The organism is Eubacterium sp. AM46-8, assembly GCF_003466705.1.
Taxonomy (GTDB): domain Bacteria; phylum Bacillota; class Clostridia; order Lachnospirales; family Lachnospiraceae; genus Lachnospira.
This window is the reverse complement of sequence record NZ_QSEU01000017.1, coordinates 35,077-50,937: the sequence shown is the minus strand read 5'-3', so window position 1 is coordinate 50,937 and position 15,861 is coordinate 35,077. Positions and strand designations below refer to the sequence as shown.

Genomic DNA, 15,861 nt, shown 5'->3' with positions numbered 1-15,861 from the left:
TATTAAAGAGGTTTAATCCTCTTTAATATTCCCCTTCTCAACATTAGGTTTTATAAGCTTCTCATAAGAATATTTCCACAGCTCTTCAGAACCTTCCGCAGTTCTTGCATTTCTCTTTAATATTTGGCTGAGATGCACGCCCTTTTCTGCCCAGCTTTTTCCTTTTGAAGCATCATTTAAAATTACAGGCTGGAAGTTATCCATAGTTCTTGCAAACTTTGCCTCTGGTGTTTCCTGTGCCTCGAATTCCTCCCACAATTCACGCATATATTTCCCCTGATCTTCTGGAAGAATACTGAATATTCTGTCAGCACATTTTAACTCTCTTTCACGCTGTGTCTTCTTAGCATTCTCATCGTAAGCATAAGTATCTCCTGCATCTATCTCTACAAGGTCATGTATAAGAAGCATTGTCATTGTGCGGAGCACATCAATCTTTTCGTTGGCATATTCAGACAAAAGCACAGTCATAATTGCCATATGCCATGCATGCTCAGCGTCATCTTCCTTTCTTGACGCATCCGCCAGATACGTCTGTCTTCCAATGCTCTTTTCCTTATCAATCTCTCTTATAAACTCTATCTGTCTGTCAAGTCTGTCTTTATCCATGTTAACCTCTATTCCTGCGCTGCTTTTCAGCGCATCTTAAGTTTCTGCTAATCCGTCAATTCCAGTGACGCAACCTCGCCAACAACTATAATAGCTGGTGATGGGAAGTCTGCTTCTTTCACCTTTGCTGCAATATCCGAAAGTGTTCCGACAAGCTTTACATATGTACCATCTGTATTCTCACCGTGAATTACCGCAACCGGCGTATCTGACAACTTTCCATATCTCATCAGCTTTTCCGTAATCATGTCTATACTCTTTAATCCCATAAGGAATACAAATGTTTCATCAAGCTTTGCATATGATTTCCACCTGATTTCCTCAACCTCCGGTGACAGATTATCTGCCGTATGTCCGGTAATCACATGAAATCCACGGCTTGCACCCCTGTGTGTCACCGGAATTCCTGCCATTCCGCACAGACCGATACCTGATGTAACCCCCGGAACTTCATGTACAGGTATGCCATGTGCTTTGAGCGCAAGTGCTTCCTCGCCGCCCCTGCCAAACACATACGGGTCTCCGCCTTTCAGTCTCACAATATATTTACCCTCAAGTGCTTTAGCAACAAGCAGTTCATTAATCTCTTCCTGTGCCTTAGAATGTCTGCCGCTTCTCTTACCTGCGTATATCAGCTCACAGCTCTCCGGTGCGAACTCCAGCAGATGCTCATCTATCAGGTCATCATACACTATAACCTCTGCCCGTCTTATCTCATTAAGACCTTTTATTGTGATGAGTTCATATGAGCCGCATCCTGCTCCAACAAGTGCTGCCCCCGGAAGCACTGTCTCACTCCTGTTATCAAGATATTTCTGTAAAAATGCATTTTCTTCCTTGTTGCTGCACACTCTGTCTGCTTTCATGCAGAATTCAGACACTTCTCTTATATATGCAGCTCTTTTTCTGTCATCATCTATCTTTTCTTTAGCAAGTGTCCTGACCTCTGAAAGATAATCTAATATGCTCTCTATATTATCAGATACATTTGCTTCAAAATCTCTTCTTAACTTAGCTGCAACATGCGGACTCTTCCCACCTGTAACAAAGCCTGCAACCATATCACCCTTCTGCACAATTGAAGGAAATATAAAGTCGCACAGTTCCTGGTTATCCACAACATTTACAGGAATACCCTTTTCTTTGCACAATCTTACAGCTTCTTTATCCACTTCTTCCCCAGCCGCCGCGATAACAAAGTCCGCATTTTCAATATCTTGTGGTGTGAATATTCTTCTTTCAACACTTATATTATCGCAAGCCTGCGCCACTGCCTCTATGTCAGAAACTATAGACGGTGCAACAACTTTAATCTTCACGCCAAAGCCCTTCAGCCTGCTTATCTTTCTTGCTGCCACCTTACCGCCACCAATAACAAGGCATTTCTCCCCTTCTATTTCTTTAAAAAACGGAAAATAACTCATCCTGTTCCCCTTTTTCTTGTATTTATTGTCATGATACATGAAACTGTTAATTTCTGTTTGCTTTAGCCTGATTTTCTTTGCTTGTTGTCATGATACCTATAAATAGTCGCATATTCAGCAATTTAGTAGGTAAATTTCGATTGTGACTATTATAATAGTGCTACATTTTTACTAAAAATGCCTACTAAATAACATATTCCATGCTTTTAGTAGGCATCTTGTGTCATATATTCTATTATTCTGCTAAAAAACACCTACCAAATCAGCCCATCTCTCCACGGATATCAATCTTAGGCGGCTCAATTGGATAATTGCCTGTAAAACATGCGTCACAGTAACCTGTCTGTCCACATATCATCTCGCTTAACTTGTCAACCTCAAGATAGCCTAATGAATCTGCTCCGATAATTTCACAGATTTCATCTACAGAATGACCTGATGCAATAAGCTGGTCTTCTGAAGGAATATCTGTTCCAAAATAACATGGGTGAAGGAACGCCGGTGAACTGATTCTCACATGAACTTCCTTAGCACCTGCTGCCTTAAGAAGACTTACAATTCTCGCACTTGTTGTTCCTCGTACAATTGAGTCATCAATCATGACAACTCTCTTGCCTGCAACTGCTTCCTTAAGTACATTCAGCTTAACCTTAACGCTTGACTCTCTCTGTTCCTGCTTAGGTTTGATGAATGTTCGTCCAACGTAGTTATTCTTGATAAATGCATTACCATAAGGAATTCCTGATTCCATTGAGAAACCAAGTGCTGCCGGATTACCTGATTCAGGAACACCAACGACAATATCAGCATCTACAGGGTGAGTCTTTGCTAAGATTCTACCTGCATTAATTCTTGACTCATATACGCCCATTCCGTCAATCTTGCTGTCTGGTCTTGCAAAATATATGTATTCAAATATACATCTTGCTGTATTTTTCTGGCAGAGTGACTTATCAGACTTGATTCCGTCTTTAGTGATAGTAACAACCTCTCCCGGTTCAACATCTCTTACAAACTCTGCACCTACAGTATCGAGTGCACATGTCTCTGATGATAAGAAGTATGCATTATCTCTCTTACCGATACATAATGGCTTGAAACCAAATGGATCCCTTGCTCCAATAAGCTTTCTGGGACTCATTACGATAAGTGAATAAGCACCCTTAATCTTCTTCATCGCATTTAACACAGCTCCCTCAACAGTCGGAACATTAAGTCTTTCTCTTGCGATTAAGTAAGCAATAACCTCTGAATCAATAGTTGTCTGGAAGATAGCTCCTGTATAAGAAAGCTCTTCACGCAGTTCAACCGCATTAAGAAGATTACCGTTATGTGCCATACCAAGAGTTCCCTTAACATAGTTAAGAACAAGTGGCTGCGCATTCTCACGGCTGCTGCTTCCGGCTGTTGAATATCTTACATGTCCGACACCTATATTACCATTAAGCTTTTCAAGCTTTTCAGGATTAAAGACTTCATTAACAAGTCCCATATCCTTGTATGAAAGAACCTTTCCCTTAGGTCCTTCTGTATCACTGACTGCTATACCGCAGCTTTCCTGTCCTCTGTGCTGAAGGGCAAAAAGGCCATAATATATTGTAGATGAAACATCATTGCCATCGAAATCATATACACCAAAAACTCCGCATTCCTCATGAAGTTCATCTTCAGCATAGTGGCTGTCATTAATATCAATCTGATTCATAATTCTCCATTCCTTATCGACTGTGATTATTTGCGGGAAAAATCCTTACCAGTAAGAAGCTTATATGCTTCCTTGTACTTCTCAACTGTCTTCTCGATTACATCATCTGGAAGTAAATAATCACTGTCTGGATTAGCCTTTAACCAGTCTCTTACAAACTGCTTGTCATATGATGGCTGGCTCTTTCCTGCCTCATATCCTTCTAATGGCCAGAATCTTGAGCTGTCTGGTGTAAGCATCTCATCACCGATAACAACTTCACCGTTCTCATCAAGACCAAACTCAAACTTAGTATCTGCAATAATAATACCCTTGCTTAAAGCGTACTCTGCACATTTCTTGTAAAGAGTGATAGTTGCATCCTTAATCTTAGTAGCGTATTCCAGACCTTTTCCTGGGAACTGCTTCTCAAGAACTTCTATACTCTTCTCAAATGAAATATTCTCATCATGGTCGCCAATCTCAGCCTTAGTACTTGGTGTGTAGATTGGCTCAGGAAGTTTCTCTGATTCCTTAAGTCCCTCTGGAAGCTTAATTTCACAGACTGTTCCGTTCTCCTTGTAGCTTGCCCAGCCACTACCTGTTATATATCCTCTTACGATACACTCAACAGGAAGCATTGTAAGCTTCTTGCAAAGCATGCTTCTTCCAATATATTCATCCTTGTGGAAGAACTCTGGCATGTCATTAACATCAACTGAAACCATATGATTAGAAACAACATCCTTAGTATAATCAAACCAGAACTTTGACATCTGTGTAAGAATTGCTCCCTTTTCTGTAACCTTATTCTTTAAAATATGATCAAATGCTGAGATACGGTCTGTAGCAACCATAACAAGCTTGTCATCGCAATCATATACTTCTCTTACTTTTCCTTCATAGAGTAATTCACATTTTCCCATGAGTTCATCCATCCTTTTCTTCTTAATAAAATTATTAGTTAAAAAGTTATCAAACCGTAGTATTTATGCGGTTTAAAAACAAACAAAAATATTATATACCAGCGTCCATTCAAAATCAATAGACTTTATCTTTTGCAATAATGCATTGCGCATTACCTTATTAAAGTGTATTATTAAAAATACAAATATAGTCAGTTTTTAGAAGTGTACTATTCACTCGAATAATAATATTAAGATGGGAGATTTATTATGGCTAATGGAATTGAAAAAAGACGTTTTAAAAGAATGAAAGCAGACCTTACACTTAATGTTTCTTCTCTTTTTAATTAGGACAACATGGAAATTAAGAATCTTGATTCACCTATCAAGGTTATCAATATATCTGAGGGTGGTATAGCATTTGAATCAAAAAGCATGCTTCCTATCAACTTTTATTTTAATGCTGCTCTTAATCTTGGCTCTGAAACAGATACTCTTTACAGTGTTGTCAAGATTATAAGAAGTCAGCCGATTGAGGGCACTGACAATTATCTTTATGGCTGTGAGTTTGTCGGCATGGCACCGATTCTTGGTTATATCTTTGATGAATACGAGGCTGAGATTGAAGCCGGAAAAGAATAAAAAGGACTAAAGGCACCACGCAGTTCTTCTCACTGATTGTCTGATTGGGTCTTATTGTTTCTCACTGCTTTAAAAAATTCTGCTGTAGAAAAGTATTTCCTTAACACCTCAAATAAAGTATGTCATCTTGTTGTATCTTATATTGGGGAATTTTAGCACATTGTTGACAGCAATATTTACTTCTAGTAACATATAGTTATATTATAGTTCGGAAATAAATAGTTCAACATGACAGTATGCACATAAAAAGGAGGTTTTTATATGCACAAAACAAAAAAAGCAGCATTTCTTTCTCTTATAATCTTAATAATAATTATAGCTGCATTATTACTAAGACCTCGCCACATTAAGCTTGACTTATCAGATAACAGCAATATTTCAATTGTAAGAGAAGGAAATGAAATAAGTCTGACATCTGATGAAAAATCACAATTAATTGATATAGTAGAAGATATAACTGTTATGCCATGCTATTTGCGCCTGCATCTGGATGGACTTACAGAATATTATATACCAGCACAGACAATCGTACTAACAGCATTATTGTGCTTGACAATAAAGTCACAATTAACAGAATGAGCTATCATCCTTTCGGAAAGTCTGCATCACTTGTCACAGATTTTCTTGATACTATATATAACAGAAGCCTTGTAACAATCAATATAGACAACGCTGACAGCATTACTGTCATCAACAAATCTAATGGCAAAACTGGCGTTTTTGAAGGTGCAAGACTGAAAGATTTAACAGACGCTTTAGCTTTCACGCCTTCTCACCCAGTTACTTTTCATGATGACAATGATTCTTCTGTTCAGTATGTACTCAACATACAATATAAAGATGGCTCTTCTGAAGAACTGTCTATTGTAAAATGCCCTGCAATTCTTTACAAAAACCAGTATCTGAGTGTTGACTTATATGCATTGGAATTGATTCAGGAAGAAGTTGACAACTAATGCAATATGAGAGCCATTGGCTAAATACGAGCAATTATTAGCTGCCCAAGCAGAAAAGAAAAATTATGACACAATACAAAAAGTTGCATGCCATTCAATCTAATAATGAATCACATGCAACTTTTTAATTGCTCTCATTAAATACCGTATCTATTTAATATTTTCTTTCTATTGTATATTGCATTAAAATATATTTCATGTTATTATGCAATTATGTTAAATATTATATTTAACTGTCTGGCAGGTTTTACATTTCGCCAATAATATCCACAAAACAAGTCACTAAATGAATAGCGGAGGAATTTTATGGGGAATACTGCACCTATTATGGAGGCAACAGGAAAGATTGATTATGGTATGACTAATGATTACATGTTTCGAGCAATACTGCAAAAAAGCAGAAAAACACTGATTGGACTGGCAAGTGCATTGCTGCATCTTAACCCTGAAGATATTAAGGATATTGAAATAACCAATCCTATAATATTAGGGGAAAGCATTAATGCCAAAACATTTATACTTGATGTAAATATTCTGCTTAATAACAGCAGAATGCTTAATCTTGAGATGCAGGTTAATAATCTGCACAACTGGGAAAACAGGTCATTATGTTATTTATGTTCAGATTTCAGCCAGCTTAATAAAGGTGGCGCATACGAAGCTATTAAACCTGTTATCAATATTGGTATTCTTGATTATACTTTATTTGAAGACGCACCGGAATTCTACGCTGAATTTGAACTATTGAATAAGAAAACTCACAGAAGGTATAGTGACAAACTTGGTATCAGTGTGTTAGACTTAACTCAGATACATATGGCGAGTGATGAAGACAAGGCTTATGGAATAGACACATGGGCCACTGTCTTCAAGGCTAAGACATGGGAGGAGTTGCGTATGGCTGTTCAGAGTAATGAATATATGAAAGATGCAGCAGAGACTTTGTATGAGCTTAATAGTGACGAAACAATCCGCCAGCAGTGTGAAGCACGAAGACGGGCTGAGATTGAAGAAAAACATATGCAAGATAAATTGAAGAAACTAGAGGAAGATAAGGAAAATCTCACAAGAGAAAAAACTGAATTACACATAAAATTGCAAAATGAAATATCAGAAACCGAAAAGTGGAAAGCTAAATACGAGCAATTATTATCAGCCCAAGCAAAAAAGAAAAATTAAGTCACAACTCAAAAATCCCAGCAGCACATATATCAGTGCTGCCGGGATTTTTCTATAATATCTCATAAGTTGTCTGTTCGCTTGTAAGACAGTCGCATCCAACACGGTTCTCACTGCTTGTAACAAATGATGAAGCCTTAATGTGTATATCAGTGATTGTCTCAGGCATATCCTTTAACGGCTCTATAACAACTGCTTCCTTAGCTCCGAGGCAGTTAATTCCCTCGAAATTAATATTCTTAAAATAAGGAATATCGTCTTTGTCGATTCCGTTAATTTCTTCATCTCTGTCAAGAGAATTAAGCACATATGACATTGTAAGAATAATTGCCTGTTCCTTAATATCAACCATATTAATATTCTTTATGTTAATATTTTCGATAACGCCACCTCGTCCAAGTGCGCTCTTAATGCGGACTCCGACATCAGTTCCAAGGAAAGTACAATTCTCTACCAGTACATTTTTAATACCACGGCTCATCTCGCTTCCGATAACGAAGCCTCCATGTCCCTCATTAACGAGACAATCATGGATATATACATCCTCACAAGGTCCCTCAATCTGTCTTGCGACGGCATTCTTGCCTGACTTTAAGCAGATTGCATCATCACCTGTTTCAAATGTACAGTTGTGGATATGAACCTTCTTGCATGATTCAACATCAATTCCATCACCGTTCTGCGCATAATACGGATTGCTCACCGTAACATTTCTTACTGTAAGATTCTTACAGAAAAATGGGTGTATATTCCATGCTGGTGAATTCTTAAATGTTACACCATCAAGAAGAATTCTTTTACAGTGACGAGGCTTACCATTACAGGTCTGTAGAAATCATAATATTCGCTTGCTTTCTCAAGAGCATTCTCAGCGTCAAGCTGGATATTATGCTCATTACCTTTAAATGAGCTTTCTGTCGGCATCCATACGCCGCCACCTTTAGTATCAATTATATACTGGCTCTTTTTCATAAGAGCTTCCCACTGTCTATCAGTAATCTTAAACTTTTTTACAGGGCGCCACAGATCACCACTTCCGTCAATAACACCACCACCGGTTATACCGATGTTAATAGCATTTTCAGCCGTGATTGGAGACTTGGCTCTTATACACTCCTGACCTTCATAGTTAGTAATAATAAGTGGATACTGGTCAATATCTTTAGAAAATTTAAGTATTGCGTTCTTCTCAATTCTTAACTCGACATCGCTCTTAATCTCAATCGGTGCAGTAAACCAGATTCCCGCAGGAATCACAACAGTTCCGCCGCCCTTTTCTGAGATATAGCTAATAGCCCTGTTTATAGCATCAGCATTTCTTGATGCATCTTCAATAGTATAACAGTATGGTCTTGCACCATAGTTGTCAACATATACTATTCTGTCAACAAATGACGGGAGTTTTACCTCAAAATCAACTTTTTTCATTCCATATCTCCTTATAGTTTTAAGTTCATATGTTACTTTAATAGCTCCTGTAACAAAGCATTTACCATTCCCGGATTAGCCTTGCCCTGCATTGCCTTCATTGTCTGTCCGACAAGATAGCCGATTGCCTGCTTTTTGCCGCCTTTATAATCAGCAACTGACTGTGGATTATCTGCGATAACCTTCTCAACTGTTGCCCTAAGTGCACCTTCATCATTAACCTGCTTCAAGCCATGCTCCTCAACATATGCGTCAACATCAACATTTTCAGCAAATACATGTTCAAATATCTCCTTAGCTGCTGCGTTGTTGATTTCCTTTTTCTCAACAAGAGTAATAATCTTGGCAAGGCTTTCAGGTGAAAAAGTTAATTCTTCAGCTCTGAATTCTCTTCCAGTCTTAGCTGATTCTTCTTTCATGAGTCGCATTGTCTCGCCCATAATCCAGTTAGAAACCTTCTTTGGCTGATTGCAGATTGCTGTAGCTTCCTCAAAGATTTCTGTGAATTTCTTAGAATCTGTAAGAATCTCTGCATCATATTCAGGAAGTCCGAATTCTTCAATATAACGTGCCTTCTTCTCGTCCTTGAACTCTGGCTGTTTTGCCTTAAGCTCTGCTAAATACTCATCACTGATGTGAATTGGAACAAGGTCCGGGTCTGGGAAATATCTGTAATCCTGTGCATCTTCCTTTGAACGCATAGCATATGAATATTCTTTGTCATCATTCCATCTTCTTGTTTCCTGCACAACCTTCTCGCCTGCTTCAATTAAGTCAATCTGTCTTGCTGTCTCAGCCTTGATTGCTCTTTCAATTGCTGCAAATGAATTGAGGTTCTTAGTTTCTGTTCTTGTTCCGAACTCCTCTGAACCACGCTCTCTTACAGAGAGGTTGACATCAGCTCTCATAGAACCTTCCTGAAGCTTGCAGTCAGAAGCACCAAGATACTGGATTGTTGTTCTTAACTTAGTAAGATAAGCAATAACTTCTTCTGCTGAACGCATGTCTGGTTCAGAAACAATTTCGATAAGAGGCACACCTGAACGGTTATAATCTACATATGACACGCCCTCCCACTCATCATGAACAAGCTTTCCAGCATCCTCTTCCATATGAATCTCGTGGATTCTTATAGTTTTCTCTGTTCCATCTGCTAACTTCACATCAACATGTCCGTTACGGCAGATTGGAAGATAAAGCTGTGAAATCTGATAATTCTGTGGATTATCAGGATAGAAATAATTCTTTCTGTCAAATTTGCAATCCTGTGTAATTGTACAGTTAGTTGCAAGTCCTACTGCTGCTGCATACTCTACAACCTTCTTATTAAGAACAGGAAGCGACCCCGGCATACCTGTGCATACAGGGCAAGTATGTGAGTTAGGTGCTCCACCGAATTCAGTTGAGCATCCGCAGAAAATCTTTGTCTTAGTAGCTAATTCAACATGGACTTCAAGTCCGATTACAACTTCATAATCCTTCATACTTATACCTCCCTCCTATTCAAATCTTCCTCGTGCCTGCTCATAAGCGTAACCTGCACGGATAAGATTATTCTCTTTAAAGCAGTCACCAATGAGCTGTAAGCCGATTGGAAGACCATTCTTGTCCTTGCCGCATGGAACTGAAAGTCCCGGAAGTCCTGCAAGGTTTACTGAGATAGTGTAGATATCTCCAAGATACATTTTTATTGGGTCTGATAATGATGAGCCAAGCTTTGGCGCTGTTGTAGGAGCAACAGGTCCAAGGATTACATCATATTTTGCAAATGCTTCGTCAAATGCTTTCTTAATAAGCGCCTTAACTCTTAATGCCTTAAGATAATAAGCGTCATAATAACCTGAACTTAATACGAAAGAACCGAGCATAATTCTTCTCTTAACCTCTGCACCGAAGCCCTCTGAACGAGTCTTTTTGTACATGTTGTGGAGTCCTTCGTATTCTTTAGTTCTGTATCCGTATTTAACACCATCGAATCTTTCAAGGTTAGAACTTGCCTCTGCTGCTGCAATTGTATAGTAAGTAGGAATTGCGTACTCTACAAGGCTTAAATCAAACTCTTCCACGATTGCTCCCTTGCTCTCAAGAACTTTGGCAGCGTTAAGAACAGCCTCCTTAACCTCAGGGTCAAGACCTTCTCCAAAATAATCTCTTGGAATACCAATTCTCATTCCCTTAACATCATCAACTAATGCATTTGTAAATGAATAATCATCTCTTCCAATTGATGTTGAGTCCTTATCGTCCTTGCCTGCGATAGCTTCCATAATAGTTGCACAGTCAGTTACATCCTTACATAAAGGTCCAATCTGGTCTAATGATGAGCCGTAAGCAATAAGTCCATAACGTGAAACAGTTCCGTAAGTTGGCTTTAAGCTACAACACCACAGTAAGAAGCCGGCTGTCTGATTGAACCACCTGTATCAGAACCAAGTGCTGCAAAGCACTCATTTGCTGCAACTGCCGCAGCAGAGCCACCTGATGAACCACCAGGTACATGCTCAGGATTACGTGGGTTCTTAGTTGCACCAAATGCGCTTGTCTCAGTTGTGGAACCCATCGCAAATTCATCCATGTTAGTCTTTCCGATAATTACTGCTCCTGCATTTTCAAGTCTTACTACTGCATCTGCTGTGTAGGTTGGAACGAAATTACCAAGTATCTTAGATGAGCATGTAGTAAGCATGCCCTCTGTACACATATTATCTTTGATTGCAAATGGTACTCCGGCTAAAGGTCCTGTAAGCTTACCTGCCTTGATATCCTCATCTGCTTTCTTGGCTGCTGCAAGAGCTTTTTCCTTGTCAAATGTGACATAGCAGTTAAGCTCATCTTCAGATTTTTCAATCTGTGCAATAACAGCTTCCATAGCCTCTGTTGCTGTTGTCTCACCCGCTTTAATCTTAGCAGCCAGTTCAACAGCTGTATAATCTAATAAACTCATATGCGTCCTTTCTATGATTCAACAGTTTTAGGTACAATAAATCCTGATTCATTACATTCAGGTGCATTAGCAAGAGTTGCCTCGCTTCCGTCACCATTAGTAACAACGTCTTCTCTCATTACATTATTAACAGGGAACACATGTGACATAGGTTCTACCCCTGTAGTATCAAGCTCACCGAGCTTGTCAATATAATCAAGCATGCTAGCCATATCCTTCTTGGCAGCTTCCTTCTCTTCATCAGAGAGTTCAAGCTTGGCAAGGATACCAACATACTCAATTGTCTCATCACTAATTACATTAGCCATGTGTGCGTCTCCTTTCGTTGTCGTTATATACGCCTGGAGAAATTGGATAAATCATCACAAGACACGCTTTCGCTACTTGTCGCACGCAGCGGTACTAAGCGAAATCAGCCACCTCCGTCTGGAAAGCCAGCTTTTCAGACTCCGCCAGCCGATTTTGCTAAGTGCCGGCGGCTCCAAAGTGTCTTGTTCACGCTTTATCCAATTTCTCCAGGCTCACACATCTACCCCGGAACGAACGCACGACATCGCTTTGCTCGTCGGGGGAGTGAAAACCTCCACTCTTTCTCTTAGGAAAGTTTATGTTAGGTTAGCGGTTGTTGGCACCGAGCAGGCGGCAGGATTTTTTATAAATTCACAAGCAAGGTGCTTTGGAGCCGCCGGCACTTAGTGGATTGGGCGAAAGAGGTTGGGAAGCTTGCTTACCATACCTCTGTTGCACAATCCACTTAGTGTCCGCTGCGAGCGACAAGCAGCGAGAGCGTGCCTGCGGTGAATTTATAAAAATCCTGCAGTCGTCCGTATGCCTCCTAATCCCTAACCTTAATATGAACTTCCCTAAGCTGCTGCTCTGTTACCTCATTTGGTGCTCCGCACATTAAATCCTGTGCTGTTCCGCTCATTGGGAATGGAATTATCTCACGGATATTCTCTTCATTTCTAAGGAGCATAATCATACGGTCAACACCTGGTGCCATACCTGCGTGTGGTGGTGCACCAAACTGGAATGCATTGTATAATGCTCCAAATTTTGCCTTTAATACTTCTTCGTCATATCCGGCTATCTCGAATGCCTTAACCATTATCTGCATGTCATGGTTACGAACTGCACCTGATGATAACTCTACACCGTTGCAGACGATATCGTACTGGTATGCAAGAATATCAAGAGGATCTTTTGTATTAAGTGCCTCAAGTCCTCCCTGTGGCATTGAGAATGGATTATGTGTAAATCCAATCTTCTTAGTTTCAGGATCTCTTTCGAACATTGGGAAGTCGTTAACATAACAGAATCTGTATGCATTTTTCTCAATGAGATCAAGTCTCTCACCAAGTTCGTTTCTGATCTGTCCTGCGAAGTACGCAGCTCTGTCTTCCTTATCAGCGATGAAGAAGATTGTATCTCCTGGCTGAAGTCCTGCAAGGTCTTTGATTTCTCCCTTGAGTTCTTCTGGTATAAACTTATCGATTGGTCCCTTGTAGCTTCCGTCTTCAAGAACCTCAAGGTATCCAAGTCCGCCCATTCCGATTCCTGTAGCGAACTTAAGCAACTTCTCATGCTGTCCCTTTGAAAGCTTTGCGTGTACATTGATTGCTCTTACAGTCTTGTTCTGGAAAGGCTTGAATGTACATTTGTTAAAGAATTCTGAAAGGTCGATAATTCTAAGAGGGTTACGAAGGTCTGGCTTATCTGAACCAAATTCAAGCATTGCCTGCTTATAGCTGATGATTGGATAAGGTGCCTGTGTAACTTCGTATCCTTCTGGTGCGAATTTTGCAAATGTTTCTGTGAGAACCTCTTCACCGATTCTGAACACATCTTCCTGTGTAGCAAAGCTCATCTCGAAATCTAACTGATAGAATTCTCCTGGTGAACGGTCAGCTCTTGCATCCTCATCTCTGAAGCAAGGTGCAATCTGGAAATATTTATCAAAACCAGATACCATAAGTAACTGCTTATACTGCTGTGGTGCCTGTGGAAGAGCATAGAATTTGCCCTTATATTTTCTTGAAGGTACGATATAATCTCTTGCACCCTCTGGTGATGAAGCACAAAGGATAGGTGTCTGGATTTCAAGGAATCCCATGTCTGTCATCTTCTGACGAAGGAATGCGATAACCTTTGATCTGAATATCATGTTATCCTTAACCTTCTGGTTTCTTAAATCAAGATATCTGTACTTAAGACGTACATCCTCTCTTACTTCCTTAGAAGTCTGTACTTCAAATGGAAGCTGCTGGTATACTTGTCCAAGTATTGTAATCTTCCTAGCTTCAAGCTCGATTGTTCCTGAAGGAATCTTAGGATTATAAGTTTCCTCATCTCTCTGCTCCATAATACCCTCGATAGCGATACACTCTTCCTTATGAATACCATCAAGTAATGTTGTATCACGAAGTACTACCTGAAGTACTCCATACATATCTCTTAAATCGATAAATGAAACTCCTCCGTGGTCACGGATGTTCTCAACCCATCCTGCAACCTTTAACTCCTTGCCGATGTAACTTTCATTAACTTCACTTAAGTTAACATCTCTGTACATGTTTGCCATTGCAATCTCCTTTCTTTTCTGGACAAGCAAAATGTTATGTCCTGTCAAATAAAATAATAATGTCTAACATCCTGCTATGCTTTTTCGCGCAAAAAAGCCCCAGGATGTAATATACATCCCGGGGCGAATAAACTGTGTTATCCGCGGTACCACCCGCATTGAAAAGTTCTAAGCTTCTCATCTCATTGCACTTAACGCGTGTAACGGAATGACCTACCCAGCCGTGGCTGCTCAACCATCCAACTCCAGAGCGTTCCTCTTATCAATTCCCTGCGTATGCTTTCAGTCGGTGGCATCGCTTTCCTGTCAGGTTCCATGAAAAGAAGTCTCTTTCATAGTCTTTAAGATATTCATACACATGAATAATATCATAAAGAATATTACTTTTCAAGTACAATATCATGTTCTTTTTATCTGTTTTATATCAATATAATTGCAAAGTATATGTAGTTTGTGAAAACGTTTAGGATTATAATTGATGAAAAGCGACGGAGGCAATATCTCTGCTCCTACATGGCAGTCGAATTTTGCTTCGCAAAACAAGGAGGTATGTATGAACATTTATCTTGCTGGAGACTCTATTGTACAGAATTATACTGAGGAAGAATTTATTGCAGGCTGGGGACAGTTCCTGCCACGCTTCTTTAAGCCTGATGTAAATGTATTTAACTATGCCAAGGGTGGCAGAAGTTCAAGACTTTTTATTAATGAAGGAAGATTTGAAGAGATTGACAGACATATTCAGTCCGGAGACTATCTTTTTATAGAGTTCTGTCATAATGATGACGATTCAAAGGATTACAAATCTATATTTAACCGTCAGACTCCGCTTGGCGTACCAGATGAATCAGGTCGATTTCCTGTTATAGCAGGAGTTAAGATGCCTAAGAATTATATACCATCTGAATATATTGAGGCACTTAATAGCGATGATTCGATAACTGATAAACAGGCTGTTCTTAACAGTGTTCTTGCCATAAACCAGTCTTATCCATATGACACTTACTATCCATACTCAAAAGACGCTTCTATGGGCAGTTACAAATGGTTCATCAAACAGTTTATTGATATGGCAAGAGAGCATGATGCATCTCCTGTATTAGTTACTGCACCTGCAAGAACATTTTTCAATGCTGACGGAACAATTATGGACGCTCCAGGCTGCCACGGTGGCAATAATTTCAGCTATATAAGAGCTATGCGCCAGATTGGTGAAGAAACCGGCACACCTGTACTTGATCTGTTTTCTTATTCAGTTAATCTCTTTGAAAAAATCGGACATGATAATATACATAGATATACCTCTATCAAGAAAGGTATCAATAAAGGAAAATGGCCTGACGATTTCTTAAAAGAACTCGCCAAGCCAGAAACTGTTTCTGAGAATACACATTTTAACAAGGACGGTGCAATGCTTATCACCGAAGGTCTGGTAGAACTGATTCTTAAATCCAAGAACCCCCAGCTTTATGAATTGCAGTCCGCCTTGCTTCATAACGTGATATAAGT

Annotated in this window: 14 protein-coding genes and 1 pseudogene; 5 read left to right on the top strand and 10 right to left on the bottom strand. The window is 39.5% G+C overall.

Translation table 11 applies throughout. The features are described 5' to 3' along the window. Window positions 1-12 precede the first annotated feature (12 nt). From DW963_RS11370 to DW963_RS11355, 4 genes are all read right to left on the bottom strand, one after another. A complete protein-coding gene (locus DW963_RS11370; RefSeq protein WP_117915836.1) occupies window positions 13-609 on the bottom strand; it encodes an HD domain-containing protein in 597 nt (198 codons plus the stop codon). A gap of 47 nt (window positions 610-656) precedes the next feature. Beyond that, entirely contained in the window at window positions 657-2,033 is a 1,377-nt protein-coding gene (cobA, locus tag DW963_RS11365) for a uroporphyrinogen-III C-methyltransferase (RefSeq protein WP_117915834.1), read from the bottom strand. A 262-nt stretch (window positions 2,034-2,295) separates the two neighbouring features. Continuing rightward, window positions 2,296-3,738: an amidophosphoribosyltransferase gene (purF, locus tag DW963_RS11360; protein WP_117915832.1), complete on the bottom strand. Its 1,443-nt coding sequence runs from the start codon at window positions 3,736-3,738 to the stop codon at window positions 2,296-2,298. Window positions 3,739-3,764: 26 nt separating this feature from the next. Continuing rightward, window positions 3,765-4,643: a phosphoribosylaminoimidazolesuccinocarboxamide synthase gene (locus DW963_RS11355; protein WP_117915887.1), complete on the bottom strand. Its 879-nt coding sequence runs from the start codon at window positions 4,641-4,643 to the stop codon at window positions 3,765-3,767. Between the two features lie 336 nt (window positions 4,644-4,979). On the opposite strand from DW963_RS11355, the gene DW963_RS11350 reads away from it, so the two are divergent. From DW963_RS11350 to DW963_RS11335, 4 genes are all read left to right on the top strand, one after another. Beyond that, window positions 4,980-5,264, top strand: a complete 285-nt coding sequence (locus DW963_RS11350; RefSeq protein WP_243269336.1) for a PilZ domain-containing protein — start codon at window positions 4,980-4,982, stop codon at window positions 5,262-5,264. A gap of 261 nt (window positions 5,265-5,525) precedes the next feature. Further along, window positions 5,526-5,843 (top strand): hypothetical protein, encoded by a 318-nt coding sequence (locus DW963_RS11345; protein ID WP_117915830.1) that lies wholly within the window; start codon window positions 5,526-5,528, stop codon window positions 5,841-5,843. Further along, a complete protein-coding gene (locus DW963_RS11340) occupies window positions 5,810-6,220 on the top strand; it encodes a hypothetical protein (protein ID WP_147344594.1) in 411 nt (136 codons plus the stop codon). The genes DW963_RS11345 and DW963_RS11340 overlap by 34 nt, the downstream gene beginning before the upstream one ends. A gap of 306 nt (window positions 6,221-6,526) precedes the next feature. Then, window positions 6,527-7,399, top strand: a complete 873-nt coding sequence (locus DW963_RS11335) for an Rpn family recombination-promoting nuclease/putative transposase (RefSeq protein WP_117915826.1) — start codon at window positions 6,527-6,529, stop codon at window positions 7,397-7,399. Window positions 7,400-7,451: 52 nt separating this feature from the next. Here the strand turns inward: DW963_RS11335 and DW963_RS11330 are convergent, their stop codons facing one another. The 6 genes and pseudogenes from DW963_RS11330 to aspS form a co-directional block, all read right to left on the bottom strand. Continuing rightward, the gene (locus DW963_RS11330) at window positions 7,452-8,147 is read right to left on the bottom strand and encodes a glycoside hydrolase family 28 protein (RefSeq protein ID WP_243004321.1); all 696 of its coding nucleotides are present in this window, start codon (window positions 8,145-8,147) and stop codon (window positions 7,452-7,454) included. Window positions 8,148-8,173: 26 nt separating this feature from the next. Then, window positions 8,174-8,827 (bottom strand): glycoside hydrolase family protein, encoded by a 654-nt coding sequence (locus tag DW963_RS11325; protein ID WP_117915822.1) that lies wholly within the window; start codon window positions 8,825-8,827, stop codon window positions 8,174-8,176. A 32-nt stretch (window positions 8,828-8,859) separates the two neighbouring features. After that, a complete protein-coding gene (gene gatB / locus DW963_RS11320) occupies window positions 8,860-10,311 on the bottom strand; it encodes an Asp-tRNA(Asn)/Glu-tRNA(Gln) amidotransferase subunit GatB (protein ID WP_117915821.1) in 1,452 nt (483 codons plus the stop codon). 15 nt (window positions 10,312-10,326) lie between these two features. Then, window positions 10,327-11,771, bottom strand: a pseudogene (gene gatA, locus DW963_RS11315) (Asp-tRNA(Asn)/Glu-tRNA(Gln) amidotransferase subunit GatA). Window positions 11,772-11,782: 11 nt separating this feature from the next. Beyond that, on the bottom strand, window positions 11,783-12,079 hold the full coding sequence (gatC, locus tag DW963_RS11310; protein WP_012738698.1) for an Asp-tRNA(Asn)/Glu-tRNA(Gln) amidotransferase subunit GatC: 297 nt from the start codon (window positions 12,077-12,079) through the stop codon (window positions 11,783-11,785). 527 nt (window positions 12,080-12,606) lie between these two features. Further along, complete coding sequence (gene aspS, locus DW963_RS11305) at window positions 12,607-14,352, bottom strand: aspartate--tRNA ligase (protein WP_117915885.1); 1,746 nt, start codon at window positions 14,350-14,352, stop codon at window positions 12,607-12,609. A 553-nt stretch (window positions 14,353-14,905) separates the two neighbouring features. On the opposite strand from aspS, the gene DW963_RS11300 reads away from it, so the two are divergent. Next, on the top strand, window positions 14,906-15,859 hold the full coding sequence (locus DW963_RS11300) for an SGNH/GDSL hydrolase family protein (protein WP_158567494.1): 954 nt from the start codon (window positions 14,906-14,908) through the stop codon (window positions 15,857-15,859). Window positions 15,860-15,861 lie beyond the last annotated feature (2 nt).